This window comes from Caballeronia sp. LZ034LL (assembly GCF_031451215.1).
In the GTDB taxonomy this organism is placed as follows: Bacteria; Pseudomonadota; Gammaproteobacteria; order Burkholderiales; family Burkholderiaceae; genus Caballeronia.
Genome location: NZ_JARUXR010000001.1, coordinates 1,421,133 through 1,437,604, shown reverse-complemented (window position 1 = coordinate 1,437,604; position 16,472 = coordinate 1,421,133). Strand labels below are relative to the sequence as shown.

Sequence of the window (16,472 nt, the reverse complement as noted above, 5' to 3'; positions counted from 1 at the left end):
CAGCGAACGCGAGCATGACGTCATGAACCGCGCACAGGACGTGAAAGGAGAATGTACGCACAGGCCCGATTCAACGCGCTCAGCGACGGTTGCAACGTTTGCTCGCCGTCGATTCTCGTTGCAGAGGCGCGTGAGGTCAATCGGGCTTACGTGTAGAACGTGCGTTCGCGCGCCGACGCGCCTGGCTTGTGGGGAGCGTCAGGCCGGAGACCCGTCTTCAGAGGTCCTTGACCGACTGGCCCTCGACCTTGTCGTCGATGATGTCGCGCGCGTAGTCGATGCCCGCGCGCGTGGCGTCGATCGGGCTCTCGAACGGCTCCTGATCCGGCACGCCGAACATGACCGAGCGCCCGCTGTCGCCATGCGCGCTGCGCGCGATCGTCACCACGATGTCGAAGTGACGCGGGCCGTCGTCCGGTTCATCACGGTCCTTCGCGCGGCGCAGCGCCTGCACCTTGATTTCGAAGCCCTTGTAATGGTCGGAAAGCGGCGTGGACATGATGCGTCTCCTTGGATGGGGTGCGGTCGGCACGATCATACGTCGGCTGTTTTTCAGGCGCGTCGCGATTGAACAAGATTGAACACTTTGCGACGAAAGCCTTCACTGCGCTTGATGAAAGTCATCTGCAAGGTGGCAAACCGCATGCCTGTCGGTTCGGCGCGCGCGTCTCCTGATTTCACCTTACGCCATACACGGTTCAAATTCGGTTTGCCATAATGCGCGGGCTGGACACCGTGTCAGAGAACGAGTCGTCGAAGAATAACCGTCAATCCGATCAGGGAGCATCTCATGACTATTCGAACCACCGCCGTCGCCGCCGTCCTTGCCGTGCTGAGCCTTGCGTTCGGCGCCAACGCAGCCTTCGCTGCGAACAGCCAGCAGACCAAGATGGGCGACTGCAACAAGCAGGCAGGCGACAAGAAAGGCGACGACCGCAAGGCGTTCATGAAGAGCTGTCTGTCCGCCGCGCCCGCCGCCGCTTCTGCGCCGATGACGCAGCAGCAGAAGATGACCGCGTGCAACCAGCAGGCGTCCGGCAAGAAAGGCGACGACCGCAAGACGTTCATGAAGAGCTGTCTCAGCAACAAGGGCTGACCGAATCAATGTCGTTCTTCGAGCCGCGCTGCTTGCGCGGCCATTTTGCTTCCCGCCGACGCCTCACTTATTTACGCTGGATACGCGCCGTTATTGCACTGCACCCAAGTTCGTGATTCGCACCGTCGTCTTTTTCTCATAAGATGGCGCGAGGCGGCCCCCTCACCAATACAAGCAGAAGCCATCGGCCGCCGCCGTTTCGAGCGGAGCGCAAGCCCCGCATGGAGGCTTTGGATGGCATGGAGACACAAGAACCGCTGGTTCCGGCGCTGGCTCGTGGCAATCACGTTCTGGTTCGTGCCGGTGCTGATCGTCGCGGTCAACGAAGTGCACGAAGAGATGGCCTATAACAGCGTCGATCTTCAAAAGGCCCTCTCCACCTGGGAACTGACCGACGCGCAGCGCGCGGCCGGCGCCGCGGCCCGCTGCCATGGCGCGCCCGACGAGGCGCGCGCGGCTGGCTGTCCCGCCGACATCCTCGCGGCCAATGCCGGCAAGCACCAGGAAGCGCTCGATGAATATGCGCATCGCAAGGCCACGCTGGCTGACTATCTATGGCATGCGTTCGTCGGCTACTGGATCGTTCCGGCCGCCTTTCTCCTCGTTCTCGGAGTGCTGATCGGCGGCATCAGGCGCGCACTGCGCCGGCCCCCGGGCGCGTCGGCAAAACCTTCGGACACGTCCCCGGCAGCGCCTGCAAGCGTTGCTTCCACAAAAGTAAAAACGACGACTCCATCCTGAATACAGGTCGGGTACGGTCGTTGCTACTGCTTGATGCGGTCTTGTCGCACCATTGCGCGGCGGCATCGCGAAATTAATGCTCGCTTGCAAGGCGTCATTCGGGCGAAAGCTCCGCCTTGCATTCCGCTGGTCGAAACATCGTCCAGCGCGAGCTTACAGTCGCGATACGGCGGGCGATGGGCGTCATTTACGACGCTGGAACGGGGGCAGGAAAGCGGATTCGGAGCGAGCACGGCCTTCGGGCAAGCTTTAACCCAATTTTGCAAAACCTGAAAATCCGCGTCCGGCAAGGTTTCGAGCTTGTGCACGGAGAACCGTGCCGGTTTGCGGCCGTGCTATAACTTGTGTGCTTCACCCTCCCGCTCTATGGGGTTTCCACATTTCACGATGGAGAACAATGATGCAAAGACGAAACTTCATGCTCAAGTCCACCGCTGTTCTGGCGCTGGGAGGCCTTGCGCTTGCCGGCTGCACGACCAACACCAACTCGGGCGCTGAACAGTCCGCTGGCGCGGCGGACGCGCGCCGCTCCATCGACTCCGATGTCGACGCCACCATCCAGCGCCTGTACGCCACCGTCGGCGGCTCGCGCGAGCTGGTCGCGAAGGCGCGCGGCGTTCTGGTGTTCCCGCAAGTCCTGCAGGCAGGCTTCATCGTCGGCGCCCAGTACGGCAAGGGCGCGCTGCGCGTGGGCGGCAGCAGCGTCGGCTACTACAGCACGACGTCCGGCTCGTTCGGCCTGCAGGCTGGCGCGCAGTCGAAGGCGCTGATCTTCCTGTTCATGACGCAGGATGCGCTCGACAAATTCCGCAACTCCGACGGCTGGTCGGCAGGCGCGGATGCATCCGTCGCACTCGTGAAGATGGGCGCGAACGGCGTCATCGACACCACCACGGCCACCAAGCCGGTCGAAGCCATCGTGCTGACCAACGCCGGCCTGATGGCCGACGTCTCGCTGCAAGGCACGAAGATCTCGCGTCTGAAGTTCTGATCCCCTTCCATCGCGGCCCGTCGCCTGGGCCGCATGGCAAAACCGCCGTGCCGCACGACTTTCGGGTCGCGCCGCACGGCGGTTTTCTCATGCGCGGATGAAACGGATCAGGTCGTGGTCGCGCGGTCGATGACCCGGAAACGCGCCCGCTTCTGCGCCCGCACGACCGCCTTGTAGGCGTCGAGATACTGGCGCGCCATGCGGTGCGACGTGAAGCGGTCCTCGAAGCGCTTGCGCACGCCTTCGCGCGACAGCGTATGCAGCCGGTTCACGGCCGCCACCGCGCCGATTTCATCCTCGACGATGAACCCGGACACCCCTTCATCGACCACTTCCGGCACCGCGCCGCGATTGAAGGCGATCACGGGCGTGCCGCAGGCCATCGCCTCGATCATCACGAGGCCGAACGGCTCGGGCCAGTCGATCGGAAACAGCAACGCATGCGCGCCCGAGAGGAACTCGGCCTTCTGGCTGTCGTTGATTTCCCCGACGAATTCCACATAAGGCAGCTTGAGCAGCGGCGCGATCTCGCGCTCGAAGTACTCGTGATCGGCGAAGTCCACTTTCGCGGCGATCTTGATCGGCAGGCCGCAGCGTCCCGCGATGCGGATCGCGGTATCCACCCGCTTCTCCGGCGAAATACGGCCCAGGAAGGCGAGATATTTCTGCTCAACGGGTTGCGGCACGTAGAGCTTTTCCGGCAGCCCGTGATAGACCGTCGACACCCATTTGGCTTGCGGCAACGGATGGCGCTGGGCGTCCGAGATGGACACGACCGGCGCGGTGTCGAAGGTATCGAAGACCGGCTGCTGCTCGGGCAGGTCGAGGCGGCCGTGCATCGTGGTGAGGAACGGCGTTTCCTGCCGCTTGAACAGCGAGAACGAGTAGTAGTCCATGTGGAAGTGCAGCACGTCGAACTCTTCGGCCCGGCGGCGCACCAGTTCCAGCAGCAGCATGTGCGGCGCGATGCGGTCGCGGATCGCCGGATCGAGCCGCAGCGCGCGCGGCCAGACCGCCTCCAGGCGGGCGCTGGTCTGGGAATCGCCGGTGGCGAACAGCGTGACCTCGTGACCGAGTTCCACGAGCGCCTCGGTGAGATACGACACGACACGTTCCGTGCCCCCGTAGAGCTTCGGCGGCACCGATTCGGTCAGCGGGGCGATCTGGGCAATTCTCATCGTTCTCGTCTCCATGAGCATATCGACGGCAGCGCACGCCAGCGCACCCATTATGCGAACCGTCGCCCTGCGGCATCGAGTATGACAGCCGGCCCACAGCCCGGCCACGAGGTTTGCCCTTACATCAGATCAATGTCCTGTCATCGGAATGCCGCGTGCGAGTCGCCGACGCGTATCGGCATTATCGAAGGAGAACGGCGGCCGCCCTGCCCACTCTTGCACTTTCATCGCTCTGTTACAGGGCCGAAACAATCGTTTCGGACAGCCGTTACGACTTGGAGACGCCGCGCAGGTGGGTCAGGAAATCGTCGCGCCAGACGCCCAGATCGTGCTTGCGCAGCGCATTCATGTTGGCTTCGTAGCGCTGCTGGCGTTCCGCGAGCGGCATGGTGAGCGCGCGCGCAATGGCCTCGCTCGTGCCGACGATATCGTGCGGATTCACCAGCACCGCGCCGGTCATCTCGTCGGCGGCGCCGGCGAATTGCGACAGCACGAGCACGCCGGGATCGTCCGGATTCTGCGCGGCGACATACTCTTTCGCGACCAAGTTCATGCCGTCGCGCAACGGCGTCACCAATCCGACCTGCGATTCCCGGAACAGCGACATCAGCTTCCAGCGGTCATAGCGCTGGTTCAGGTAGCGGATCGGCGTGTAGTCGAGGCCCGAATAGCGGCCGTTGATGCGCCCCGCTTCATATTCGAGGTTCTGGCGGATCTGCTGATAGCTTTCGACGTCGGAACGCGTCGGCGGCGCGATCTGCACGAGCGTGACATTGCCGCGCCACTCCGGCGACTTCTCCAGGAAATGCTCGAAGGCGCGGAAACGCTCGACCAGTCCCTTCGAATAATCGAGCCGGTCCACGCTCATGATGAGCTTGCGGCCTTCGAGGCTCTGTTTCAGGTCCATCACGTCCTGACGCGCTTCGCCGCGCTCGGCCTGCTCGGCGATTTCATCGGGGAACACGCCGATGCGGTACACGTTCGTCGTCAGCTTGCGGCCGAAGGCTTCGACGTGACCGTCGGCGGTGGCCGTGCCGTGTGCATGACGCACGATGTAATCGTGGAACGCGACGCGGTCGCCTTCGGTCTGGAAGCCCACGACGTCGTAGCAGCACAGCGACTTGACGAGTTCCTCGTGCGGCGGAATGTTCAGCAGGATCTGCGGCGACGGAAACGGAATGTGCAGGAAGAAACCGATGCGATTCTTGATGCCCTCCGAGCGCAGCGCTTCCGCGAACGGGATCATGTGGTAGTCGTGGACCCAGATGACGTCGTCGGGTTCGAGCAGCTTGATCAGCTTGTGCGCGAGCCAGGCGTTCACGCGCCGGTAGCCGGCGTATTCGTCGCGATCGTAGACGGCGAGGTCGTTGCGATAGTGGAAGACCGGCCACAGCATCGCGTTCGAAAAACCGCGGTAATACTGGTCGTAGTCTTTCTTCGTCAGGCCCACGGTGGCGAAGGTCACGGCGCCGTCCTGTTCGAGCTTGGGGCCCTGGTTCGCCACGGTTTCGCTCACCACGTCCCCGCTCCAGCCAAACCAGACGCCGCCGCTGTCCTTCAGCGCGCCGAAGACGCCGACAGCCAGCCCGCCCGCAGAGCCCTTGGTTTCGGTCGGCGTGGCGACCCGGTTGGATACGACGACGAGACGACTCATAAGCTTGCCTTTTCCTCTTTGATCATGTGGGTCATGTTTTTCGACTGTGAATTGTCCGCGGGGTTTCCATTCACGGCGCGCGATCCGTCAGCCGGTTCCATTGTTCACGTCTTTTCGCCGCGCGTCGGTGCGGTAGACGCCGCCGAATGCGCATGCGGGTCCGGTCCGCTCGCCTCGCCGCGGCTCGCGACCGGATCGGCGGCGGTATTGGCGGTATTGGCCGCGCCGGCCGCGTTATCCGGCGCCAGGCCCGGGCGCTGGAGCGGTGGCGCGAAATCGACGTGGCTTTCCTTGTCCGTCGAAAGATCCGCCCGGGCGCGCGGCAGGTAGTTCGGATACGCCGCCTGCACGAAATTCACGAGTCCCTCGCGCACGCGGCAGCGCAGGTCCCAGTTCAGCGCGGAATCGAACGAACTGACGAGCACGCGCAGTTGCAGCGCGCGATCCGTCGCGTCGGTGACCTGCAGCACCTGTACGCGACCGTCCCATTCCGGCGCATGCGCGAGAATGCGCTCCAGTTCCTCGCGCAGCGGCGCGAGCGGCATGCGGTAATCCACATAGAGGAACACCGTGCCGATGATCTGCGAGCTGTTGCGGGTCCAGTTCGTGAACGGATTTTCGATGAACCACTGCAGCGGCACGATCAGCCGGCGCTGGTCCCAGATGCGGATCGACACGTAGGTGCCGGTGATTTCCTCCACCCGCCCCCATTCGCCCTGGATGACGACGACGTCGTCGAGGCGGATCGGCTGTGACAGCGCGATCTGCAGGCCCGCGATCAGATTGCCGAGCACCGGCCGCGCGGCGATACCGGCGACCAGTCCCGCGACGCCCGCCGACGCCAGCAGGCTCGCGCCGATCTGGCGCACGCTCGGGAACGCCATCAGCGCCCCGCCGAAACCGATGATGACGATCACCACCATCACCGAACGCGCGAGCACGCGCGCCTGCGTGTGGATGCGGCGGGCATCGAGATTGTCGTCGGTGTCGAGCGGATGCGCCTGCACGATCGCCTCGCCGACCGCCCCTGCGGAGCGCGCCGCAAGGAACGTGAGCGCGACGATCAGCGCGACGGTCTCGACATCGCGCAGCACGCCGATGAACGGCAGCGTGTCGGGCGCCTCGAAGATCATGAAGCCGAGCCCGAGGATGATGAGCAGGACCAGCGCGGGTTTGTCGATGTAGCGCAGCACGACGCTCATCAGCGGATACGGCCGCGCGATGCGGGTCAGGATGCGCGCGCCCGCGCGATGCACGCCCACCGCGAACAGCACGGCGATGACGGCGACGATCAGCGCGCCCGGCCAGGTGCCGAGCGGCCGTTCGGCCAAGTCGAGGAAGTGATCGAAAGAAAGCATGAAGGTCGCGGGATCAGCCTCGGGTTGGAAACAGGGCGAGGTGGATACGGCGGCGCGCATCGCGCGGGCGCGATGTCACGAACCCGCGGGCGCGATGTCACAAACCATCGGTGCGGAAGCCGCACCGTGTTCAGCGAATCTTGCCGGGCAGCGGCCAAAGACGGGGCGGCAAGCGGGACGCCAGCCCTCTTCCTGCCGTCCGGGCTTGACCGTTCAGCCCGCCATCAGCGTTCCGCCTTGCAGGGAAACGCCTTGCCGAGGCCGAGCGACACCATGGTCGTGGCGTTGAAATCGGCCTTGTCCGGATTGCCGGCAATGTACTTGCGCACCGCATCCGTCAGTTGCTGGGGTTTCACGTCCGCCGGCAGGCAGAAGTACTGGCCGACCTGCGGCCCGGAAGTTCCGCCGATGGCCTCGATCGTGTTGTAGACACCGTCCGCCGCGCCTTCGATATAGGCCGCGCAGGCCGTGCGCGAGTTGGGGTCGGTTTTGGTGCACAGCTTGTTCAGGTCGTTGCCGGTGAACGCGAACGCGCACAGAGGTGTCGCGAGCGCACAGGCGATGACGATTTCCCGCAGCATGATCTTCCTTTTATGTTGAGCGGCGGCTTGGGTCCGGGCGATGGGTCGGGGCACCGGGGCGGCCGCGCCTGACCGCCGGGTGCGCCCGTGTCCATGCAGCACTGCGCTATTTTGCACCGTTTGCGCCGCTGGGCGCAGCACCGCCCTGCTGCATCGAGTCGAGGCGCGCCTGCAAACCCTCGGCGACATCCTTCGCCTCGTACTTGCGGGCAAAGTCCACGGCCGTCATGCCGATCTGGTTCTTGACGCGCAAGTCCGCGCCTTCGTCGAGGAGCAGCTTGCAGGTCGACAGATGTCCGCCGCGCGCGGCCATCATCAGCGGCGTGGTGCCGTTCGGCGAGCCTGCGTCGATATAGGCCGAATGGTCCAGCAGCAGCTTCACGATGTCGTCATGGCCGTTGGTCGCCGCATAGTGCAGCGGCGTCCAGCCCTTCTTGTTCACTTCGGCATCCTTGGCGATCAGCGCATTCACGAAGGTCGCGTCGCCGTTGAGGGCCGCGAGCATCATCGCGTTCTCGCCGGCCGGGTCGGTCTTTTCCAGATCGGTCTTCGGATTGTCGGCGAGCAGCTGGCCAACCTTGTCGGATTTCTCGCGCGCCGCGATCACGAGCAGCGGCGTGCCGGTGTTGTCGACCGTGTTCGGATCCGCGCCCTGCGCGAGCTGCTTCTTGACCGCCGAGATGTCGTCAAACTTGACCGCCTTGATGAGCGAATCCACCGACGCGGCCCACACCGGCTGCGCAATGGCACAGCCGGCGACGAGCGCCGCCGCGACCAGCCGGCGCAGCGCCGAGCCCGCGGAGCCCTTCGTGTGTTTCATGTCCGCGGCGAAAACGTTTGACGTGTTTGCCACGGGAAGAGCGGAAATCATCGACGAATTGTTCATGGTTGCCTTCGGAGTGCCTTGAAACAGGTTGCTGTACACGCGGTGCGGCCGCCCTCAGCCTGCCCGCGCGATCTTGAAAAGACGGAAGAAGTTGTCCGTGGTGGCCTGCGCCAGCGCTTCTTCCGGCTGTTCGCGCAATTGCGCGACAAAACGTCCGACATGACTCACGTACGCAGGTTCATTCGGCTTGCCGCGATACGGCACCGGCGCGAGATAAGGCGAATCGGTTTCGATCAGCAGCCGGTCCAGCGGCACGCGGCGCGCCACGTCCTGCACGTCCTTCGCGCTCTTGAACGTGACGATGCCCGACAGCGAAATATGAAAGTTCTGCGCAAGCGCACGTTCGGCCACGTCCCACGGTTCGGTGAAGCAATGCATCACGCCGCCCGGCACGCCGGCGCCCTCTTCTTCCATGATGCGCAGCGTGTCGTCGGAGGATGCGCGCGTGTGGATGATGAGCGGTTTGCCGGTCTTGTGCGCCGCGCGGAGGTGGGTGCGGAAGCGTTCGCGCTGCCATTCCATGTCGGCCAGGCTGCGGCCTTCGAGGCGATAGTAGTCGAGGCCGGTCTCGCCGATCGCGCAGACTTTCGGATGCGCGGCCAGCTCGACGAGTTCGTCCACGCTCGGCTCGCGCATGTCCTCGTGATCCGGATGGACGCCGACCGACGCATACACGTTCTCGTAGCGTTCGGCGATGGCGAGCACCGAGGGCAGCGTTTCCAGATCGACCGACACGCACAGCGCATGCGTGACCGAATGCGCGCGCATGTTGTCGAGCACGTCGGGCAGGCGGTCGGCGAGTCCTTCGAAGTTGATGTGGCAGTGTGAATCGACGAACATGCGCGGCTCCTAATCCTTAATGCGTGTGCCGTGGCGCGGCGCGCTGCGTGTCGAGACGCAGGCCGAGGATCACGAGATCGCGCTCGACGCCGTCCAGCACCGCGACGCGCGGCAGCGCGCCCCAGGTTTCGAAGCCGAAGCCGGCGAACAGCTTGACGCTGGCTTCGTTGTGCCCGAAGACGAAACCGAGCACGGTATCGACCTTCATCGACGGCGCGCGTTCGAGCGCCTCGCGCAGCAGCGCCTTGCCGAGGCCCTTGCCGCGGGCACGCTCGTGCAGATAGATGCTGACTTCGACGGTGCGCGCATACGCCGGGCGGCCGTAGAAGTCGGAGAAGCTCAGCCAGGCGATGACCTCGCCAGCTTCCTCGACGACCCACAGCGGACGCGATTGCGGCGAATGCGCGTAAAACCATGCGTGACGGCTTTCGAGCGTGACTGGCTCGAGATCGGCGGTGACCTGGCGCGAGGCGATCGTCGAATTGTAGATGGCGACGATGGCGGGCAGATCGTCGAAGGTGGCGTCGCGGTACTGGAGAGTCATGATGATATCGAAAAGGCCTCGGGCACTCTGTCAGGCGACGTAGATGCCGCGATAGCCGAGGAACAGTTCCTCGAACACGAGGCGCGCGTTGAGCGGATGATTCTCCACCGCGCGCTGCCGTGTGACGGTCTTCATGTAGCGGGCGAGCGCGGCGGCATCCGCGCCCTGCGCACAGCGTGCGAGCGACTTGGCCGCGCCTGGAAAGTAGCGCGGCCGGCCCGCCGTGCGCTGCGCGAGCAGATCATAAAGCCAGCGTTGCAGCCAGCCGAGCACGAGCGGCACCGGCAGCTTCTGCAGGTTCTCGCCGCAGGCAAAAGCGTCACAGTTCGGTCCGGCGGCGAGCTGGGCGAGCGTGAAGTCGCGCAACGCGCGGTTTTCGTCGCTCGCCAGGGCCAACGCCGTCAGCGGCGCGCCGCCTGCCTGTGCGAGCAGGCCCGCTGCATCGTCGATACCCTGCGCCGCGAGCCATGCGTTCGCCTGCGCCGGCTCGGGCACGCTCATCGGCCATTGACGGCAGCGGCTCACGATGGTCGGCAGCAGCCGGTCCATGCGCGCGGACACCAGCAGGAACACGACGCCCGACGGCGGTTCTTCGAGCGTCTTCAACAGCGCATTGGCGGCGGCGACATTCAGCGCCTCGGCCGGATAGAGCACCACGACACGCACGCCGCCGCGATGCGAGCCCAAAGCGCAGAAGTCCAGCAGCGCCCGCACCTGCTCGATCTTGATTTCCTTGCTGGGCGCGCGCGTTTTCTTGCCTTCGTCGCCATCGGCTTTGTCGGCGGGGGCGTCGGCGTCGCCGGAGGCGGCAGCGGCAAGTCCCGCAAGCGCTTCCGGCAGCACGACGCGATAGTCGGGATGGTTGCCCTGCGAAAACCACAGGCACGCCGGGCAGTGGCCGCAGGGCTCGCCGTTCGCCGCGGGCGCCTCGCACAACAGCCCTTGCGCCAGATGCTGCGCGAACTGCAATTTGCCGATGCCCGCCTCGCCATGCAGCAGCAACGCGTGCGGCCAGTGCGCGCGCAGTTGCTGGAGGCGTTGCCAGTCATCGGTCTGCCAAGGGTAGATCATTGCTTTTATCGTGTTGAATCAGAGGCTTGCGATCGTTTCTTCAAGTTCCTTGCGAATCTCGTCAATGGTCCGGGTGGCATCGATGACGGCAAAGCGCTGCGGCGACTCCGCGGCCCGGCGCAAATACTCGCCCCGGGTGCGCGCAAAGAACGTCTCCGACTCGCGCTCGAACTTGTCCGGCGCGCGCGCCGCCGAGCGGCGTTCGCTCGCGGTTTCGGTGGGCACGTCGAACAGCACGGTCAGGTCCGGCTGGAAACCGCCCTGCACCCAGCGTTCCAGCGCTTCGAGCTTGTCGCGCGGCAGGCCACGACCGCCGCCCTGGTACGCAAAAGTGGCATCCGTGAAACGGTCCGACAGCACCCAGTCGCCGCGCGACAACGCGGGCTCGATCACCTGCGCCAGGTGCTCCCGGCGCGCCGCGAACATCAGCAGCGCTTCGGTTTCGAGGTCCATCGGCTGGTCCAGCAGGATGCCGCGCAGCGTTTCGCCGAGCGGCGTGCCGCCCGGTTCGCGCGTCATCACGACCGCATGGCCGGATGGCGCGAGTTTCGCCGCGAGTTGCTGCCGGAACCAGTCGAGATGCGTGGTCTTGCCCGCGCCGTCGATCCCTTCGAACGTAATGAACTTGCCGCGCACCATTCATTGACCCCGGATGTATTTGTCGACGGCCTTGTTGTGGTCGCCGAGCGTGTCGGAAAAGATGCTGCTGCCGTCGCCGCGCGACACGAAATACAGCGCGGTGCTGGCGGCGGGGTTGAGCGTGGCGGTCAACGCGGCCACGCCGGGCAGCGCGATCGGCGTCGGCGGCAGGCCCATGCGCGTGTAGGTATTGTACGGAGTGTCCGTCTGCAGGTCCTTCTTCCTGAGCTTGCCGCCATAGGCCGGGCCCAGACCGTAGATGACGGCGGGGTCGGTCTGCAGCGGCATGCCGATGCGCAGCCGGTTCGCGAACACCGCCGCGACCAGCGGCCGGTCCTGCGCGCGGCCGGTTTCCTTCTCGACGATCGACGCCATGATCAGCGCGTCATAAGGCGTCTTGTAAGGCAGATTCGGCGCGCGCGCGTTCCACGCCTCGGTGAGACGCAGCTGCATCAGCCGGTAGGCGCGCTGGTAGACGGCGAGATCGCTGGTGTTCTTGTCGAAGAGATAGGTGTCGGGGAAGAACAGCCCTTCAGCCGAGGCCCGGTCTACTTCCGCGGCGCCGATCGCCCGCAGCAGGTCCGTGTCGCTCATGCCGGCCGTGTCGTGCTTGAGCGCGGGATTGCCGTCCAGTTCGGCGCGCATCTTCTGCAGCGTCCAGCCTTCGATGACCGTTGCGACGTATTCGTTGACGTCGCCGCGCGCGATCTTCTGCAGCACCTCATAAGGCGTGATGCCGCTCTTGAATGCGTAGTTGCCGGACTTGAGCTGCGCGGACAGGCCGAGCACGCGGGTCATCAGCACGAACAGCTCCGGCTCGACCGGCACGCCGCCGCGGTTCAGCTGATTGCTTACGCTGCGCAAACTGCTGTGCGGCTTGATGGTGACGTCGAGCTCGGGTGTCGCGAGCGCCATGGGACGCTGCGCCCACCAGACGACTCCGCCCGCGACGGCCGCCGCGACCAGCGCGGCGAACACGATGGCCACGACGCATTTCTTCAAGAGGGACATGCGGAACACGCTTGGGATAAGACCAATATAATAACTTGCCGCCTGTGCCGGAGTCGCTTTCACCGGTCCGGGCTTCTCTGAAAGGACAGCCGCGACCTCCATGAATTCCCAGACCCCGACCCTCGCCCCCGCCGATTTCGAAGCCGTCAAGACCGCCGGCGCGTTCATGCCGCTCACGCAGTTCGGCGTGATCGATGTCAGGGGCGAGGACGCCGCGTCCTTCCTGCACAACCAGATCACCAACGACGTCCAGCATCTCGATGCCTCCACGGCCCGACTGGCCGGTTATTGCTCGCCGAAGGGACGGCTGCTGGCGTCGTTCCTGATGTGGCGCACGGCCGACGCGGTGCGCCTGCTGATCGCGCAGGACACGCAGGCGGCGGTGCAGAAGCGTCTGTCGATGTTCGTGCTGCGGCTGAAAGCCAAACTCTCCGACGCGACTCCGGAAGTGGCCGCGGTCGGCTTCGCGGGCGACGTGCGCGCGGCGCTGTCCGGCATCTTCGATGCCCTGCCCGACGGCGTGCACGTGAAGGTCGAAGGTCCGAATGGCGCGCTGATCCGCGTGCCGGATGCGGCGCATCGGTCGCGTTTTTTGTGGGTCGGGCCGAAGGCGCTGGTGGAGGCGCAGCTCGCGGCGCTCGAAGACAAACTGGTGCGGGTGCCCGCGCAGATGTGGGACTGGCTCGACATCCACGCGGGCGAACCGCGCATCACGCACGCGACGGTCGAGCAGTTCGTCCCGCAGATGGTGAATTTCGACGTGCTGGGCGGCGTGAACTTCAAGAAGGGTTGCTATCCGGGACAGGAGATCGTCGCGCGCAGCCAGTATCGCGGCACGATCAAGCGGCGCACGGCGCTCGCGCACACCGAAGCGGCTGCGCCCGGTACAGAGCTGTTCCATTCTGACGATCCGGGCCAGCCGTGCGGCCTGGTCGTCAATGCGGCGCCGGCGGAAGACGGCGGCGTGGACTGCCTGGTCGAGATCAAGCTGGCCGCGCTCGACAACGGCAGCGTCCATGTGGGTTCCGCCGATGGCCCGGCGCTCGAATTTGCGCCGCTGCCCTACGCCTTCCCCGCCGATGCCTGAGGTCCCGCGCGCATGTGCCTGATCGTCTTTGACTGGCAGCCCGCGGCCGCGCCTGGCGAGCGCCGTGCGCTGCTGACGCTGTCGGCGAACCGGGATGAATTCTTGCGCCGCACCGCCGAGCCGATGCACTGGTGGACCGACGCGCCAGGCGTGCTCGCGGGTCGCGATCTCACGGGCGGCGGCACGTGGCTGGGTGTGTCGCGCGACGGACGGTTTGCGGCGCTGACGAACTATCGCGCGCCGAGCGAGACGCGCCCGGATGCGCCGACCCGCGGCACGCTGGTGAGCGACTTTCTCGCGGGCGAACGGCTTGCGCCGCTGACGTATCTCGAACGAGTCGCTGAGCGAGGTCAGCGTTATAACGGCTTCAACCTGCTGTGCGGCGATTTCACGCGGCGTGAACTGGGCTGGTATGGCAATCGGGCGGATGCGCCGCCTGCCTTGCTCGAAGCGGGCGTGCACGGCTTGTCGAACAGTTTGCTGAACACGCCGTGGCCGAAGCTGGTGGCGCAGCGCGATGCCTTGCACGATCTGATTCACGCCGACGAGCGGCCTTCGCTCGAAGTGCTGATCGACACCTTGCGCGATCCGCGTACGGCCAATGACGCGCTGCTGCCCTCCACCGGCATTTCGATCGAACGGGAACGCGTGTTGTCGGCGGCGTTCATCGAGACGCCCGAGTACGGGACGCGCAGCACTACGGCGTTGCGCGTGGACTTGATGCCGCATGGGCTCGCGGTCGATATCAAGGAACGCAGTGATGATGACGGCTCGCATCGGATCGTGCGGCCCGGGGCGTTCGAGCGGGCTTTTGAGTTCGAAGTGGAACGCGATTGACGCAGGCTTAGCGCGTGCGTCGCATCAGGTGGAGAATGCCCCCGATGATCAGCGTGCCGATGCTGTCCACCAAGGCCATTATGGGGATGGGATTTGTCCATTTGTCCATGTTGGTGGTCCGCGAGTAATACGGCGGGCCGTCGCCGTAGTATTCAGTCAGAGCGAGCACATTCCAGGCGACGAGAAGAGCATAGAGAACGGCAACGATGACTTATAAGCCCGCTCTCAATAAGGACCGGCAGCTGTTGATTTGCATTGGCTAGGGATGTCGCATTCCGGAGAATCAGTTGTAGCGGGTTCCAGGTCGCGGACTTAGCGCGTGCGTCGCATCATGTACAGAATGCCCCCGATGATCAGTGCGCCGATGCTGTCCACCAAGGCAAGTATCGGGACGGGATCGAACCATAGGTCCATGTTGGTGGTTCGCGAGTAGTACGGCGGGCCGTCGCCGTAGGCCTCGTTCAGATTCAACGCATTCCAGGCGACGAAAAGAGCAACAAGAACAGCAACGATCGCATATAGACCCGCTCTCAATAAGGACCGGTAGCTTCTGATTTGCATGGGTCAGGGATGTCGCATTCCGGAGAGTCAGTTGTAGCGGGTTTTAAGTCGCGGGCTCAACGTATGCGTCTTATCAGGTAGACAGTGCCCCCGATGATCAATGCGCCGATGCTGTCCACCAAGGTCATTATGGGGATGGGATTGAACCATACGTCCATGTTGGTCGTCCGCGAGTAATACGGCGGGCCGTCGCCGTAGTACTCGATCAGAGCGAGCCTATTCCAGGCGACGAGAAGAGCAACAAGAACAGCAATGATGGCATATACACCCGCTCTCAATAAGGATCGGTAGCTCCTGATTTGCATTGTTTTAGTATCGAACGGTCAAAGGAATGTAGCATTCCGGAGAATCAGCTACAGCGGCTTCCACGTCGCGAACGAAATCCTCCATTCGTGAACGGAGATTGATGCATCCCTCCTGCGCATGCATCAAAAGCGACGAGCCATTGAACGAGAGAGATAGTGCCTGAACGTGCACACATGGGACTGCGGGGAAAACCGTGCTCTGCTGCATAGTCATCTGACATACATACAAGACAGTGGGATTGGACGGTCGTTCAGGGCAAGCTCTTCCCTGATCACTGAATTTCCCGATCCTATCATCCAGCAATCCTGAAGAATCCACCCGCCCGACATTTCAGACGATACTCAAACTCCATCCCTCACCCTTTCAAACGCCTCCCGCAGCGCCCTCACCGCTTCCGCATGCGCATCAGCCACTTCAGGCACGAAGCCGCCCATCTTGAAGAACTCGTGGATCATGCCTTCATAGCGCCTGAGCGTCACCCGCACGCCCTGCTGCTCCAGCTTCTCCGCATACGCGACATCTTCATCGAACAGCGGATCGTGATCCGCCGCCGCGATCCACGCCGGCGCGACGCCCGCCATGTCGGGCACGCCGCCCGCCGCATCGAGCGGTGCGAAGCGCCAGTCGTCGCGATCGCGGTCATCGCGCAGATACTGGGCGAAGAACCACTGGATGGTCTCCCCCGAAAGCAGATAACCCTCCGCCAGTTGCGCGTGCGACGCGCTCTGCTGCCGGGCGCTCGTGCCCGGATAGATCAGCAATTGCAGCCGCAAGCCGATGCCCGCATCGCGCGCCAGCACCGCGCACACCGTGGCCAGCGTGCCGCCCGCGCTGTCGCCGCCGATCGCCAGCCGCGCCGCATCGATGCCGAACGTGCCCGCCTCGCGCGCCAGCCATTGCAACGCGTCGAACGCGTCGTTCACCGCGACGGGAAAGCGGTGCTCGGGCGCAAGCCGGTAATCCACCGACACCACCGCGCAGCCCGCATCGTGTGCGAGCTTGCGGCACAGCGCATCGTGCGTCGCGACGCTGCCGACCGTAAGAAAAAAACAAAGAAGATAAAAGAGACACGCAAAATAATAAACACAAAG

The 16,472-nt window shown here is 64.4% G+C and carries 18 protein-coding genes; 5 read left to right on the top strand and 13 right to left on the bottom strand.

Going from position 1 to position 16,472, the window contains the following annotated elements; all coding sequences use genetic code 11:
- Nucleotides 1–217 precede the first annotated feature (217 nt).
- Nucleotides 218–499: a hypothetical protein gene (locus QCE83_RS06650; protein ID WP_309808268.1), complete on the bottom strand. Its 282-nt coding sequence runs from the start codon at nt 497–499 to the stop codon at nt 218–220.
- Between the two features lie 291 nt (nt 500–790).
- On the opposite strand from QCE83_RS06650, the gene QCE83_RS06645 reads away from it, so the two are divergent.
- The 3 genes from QCE83_RS06645 (at nt 791) to QCE83_RS06635 (ending at nt 2,828) form a co-directional block, all read left to right on the top strand.
- A complete protein-coding gene (locus tag QCE83_RS06645; protein ID WP_309808267.1) occupies nt 791–1,096 on the top strand; it encodes a PsiF family protein in 306 nt (101 codons plus the stop codon).
- A 234-nt stretch (nt 1,097–1,330) separates the two neighbouring features.
- A complete protein-coding gene (locus tag QCE83_RS06640; RefSeq protein WP_309811512.1) occupies nt 1,331–1,837 on the top strand; it encodes a hypothetical protein in 507 nt (168 codons plus the stop codon).
- Between the two features lie 400 nt (nt 1,838–2,237).
- Nucleotides 2,238–2,828, top strand: coding sequence for a YSC84-related protein (locus tag QCE83_RS06635; RefSeq protein ID WP_309811509.1), 591 nt, complete (start codon nt 2,238–2,240; stop codon nt 2,826–2,828).
- Between the two features lie 107 nt (nt 2,829–2,935).
- On the opposite strand, the gene QCE83_RS06630 is transcribed toward QCE83_RS06635, so the two are convergent.
- The 10 genes from QCE83_RS06630 to mltG form a co-directional block, all read right to left on the bottom strand.
- Entirely contained in the window at nt 2,936–4,006 is a 1,071-nt protein-coding gene (locus tag QCE83_RS06630; protein WP_309808266.1) for a glycosyltransferase family 4 protein, read from the bottom strand.
- 268 nt (nt 4,007–4,274) lie between these two features.
- Nucleotides 4,275–5,660 (bottom strand): alpha,alpha-trehalose-phosphate synthase (UDP-forming), encoded by a 1,386-nt coding sequence (otsA, locus tag QCE83_RS06625; protein WP_309808265.1) that lies wholly within the window; start codon nt 5,658–5,660, stop codon nt 4,275–4,277.
- 104 nt (nt 5,661–5,764) lie between these two features.
- Nucleotides 5,765–7,018, bottom strand: coding sequence for a mechanosensitive ion channel domain-containing protein (locus QCE83_RS06620; RefSeq protein WP_309808263.1), 1,254 nt, complete (start codon nt 7,016–7,018; stop codon nt 5,765–5,767).
- A 224-nt stretch (nt 7,019–7,242) separates the two neighbouring features.
- Entirely contained in the window at nt 7,243–7,599 is a 357-nt protein-coding gene (locus QCE83_RS06615; RefSeq protein ID WP_309808262.1) for a Rap1a/Tai family immunity protein, read from the bottom strand.
- 106 nt (nt 7,600–7,705) lie between these two features.
- Complete coding sequence (locus QCE83_RS06610; RefSeq protein ID WP_404984220.1) at nt 7,706–8,419, bottom strand: ankyrin repeat domain-containing protein; 714 nt, start codon at nt 8,417–8,419, stop codon at nt 7,706–7,708.
- A 120-nt stretch (nt 8,420–8,539) separates the two neighbouring features.
- Complete coding sequence (locus QCE83_RS06605) at nt 8,540–9,325, bottom strand: TatD family hydrolase (protein WP_309808261.1); 786 nt, start codon at nt 9,323–9,325, stop codon at nt 8,540–8,542.
- A 16-nt stretch (nt 9,326–9,341) separates the two neighbouring features.
- Nucleotides 9,342–9,869 carry an N-acetyltransferase family protein gene (locus QCE83_RS06600; RefSeq protein WP_309808260.1) on the bottom strand — a complete coding sequence of 176 codons (528 nt, stop codon included), beginning with the start codon at nt 9,867–9,869 and terminating at the stop codon, nt 9,342–9,344.
- Between the two features lie 30 nt (nt 9,870–9,899).
- Nucleotides 9,900–10,940, bottom strand: coding sequence for a DNA polymerase III subunit delta' (locus QCE83_RS06595; protein WP_309808259.1), 1,041 nt, complete (start codon nt 10,938–10,940; stop codon nt 9,900–9,902).
- 18 nt (nt 10,941–10,958) lie between these two features.
- Nucleotides 10,959–11,579 carry a dTMP kinase gene (gene tmk / locus QCE83_RS06590; protein WP_309808258.1) on the bottom strand — a complete coding sequence of 207 codons (621 nt, stop codon included), beginning with the start codon at nt 11,577–11,579 and terminating at the stop codon, nt 10,959–10,961.
- Nucleotides 11,580–12,590, bottom strand: coding sequence for an endolytic transglycosylase MltG (gene mltG, locus QCE83_RS06585; RefSeq protein WP_309808257.1), 1,011 nt, complete (start codon nt 12,588–12,590; stop codon nt 11,580–11,582).
- Nucleotides 12,591–12,690: 100 nt separating this feature from the next.
- Here mltG and QCE83_RS06580 point away from each other — a divergent pair, with 100 nt between their 5' ends.
- Nucleotides 12,691–13,677 (top strand): folate-binding protein, encoded by a 987-nt coding sequence (locus QCE83_RS06580; protein WP_309808256.1) that lies wholly within the window; start codon nt 12,691–12,693, stop codon nt 13,675–13,677.
- 12 nt (nt 13,678–13,689) lie between these two features.
- Nucleotides 13,690–14,514 carry an NRDE family protein gene (locus tag QCE83_RS06575; RefSeq protein ID WP_309808255.1) on the top strand — a complete coding sequence of 275 codons (825 nt, stop codon included), beginning with the start codon at nt 13,690–13,692 and terminating at the stop codon, nt 14,512–14,514.
- A 312-nt stretch (nt 14,515–14,826) separates the two neighbouring features.
- Here QCE83_RS06575 and QCE83_RS06570 read toward each other — a convergent pair whose 3' ends face one another.
- Both QCE83_RS06570 and QCE83_RS06565 read right to left on the bottom strand, forming a co-directional pair.
- Nucleotides 14,827–15,075: a hypothetical protein gene (locus QCE83_RS06570; protein WP_309808254.1), complete on the bottom strand. Its 249-nt coding sequence runs from the start codon at nt 15,073–15,075 to the stop codon at nt 14,827–14,829.
- A gap of 647 nt (nt 15,076–15,722) precedes the next feature.
- Nucleotides 15,723–16,472, bottom strand: a 750-nt coding sequence (locus QCE83_RS06565; protein WP_309808253.1) for an alpha/beta hydrolase, incomplete at its 5' end; no start/stop codon positions are given.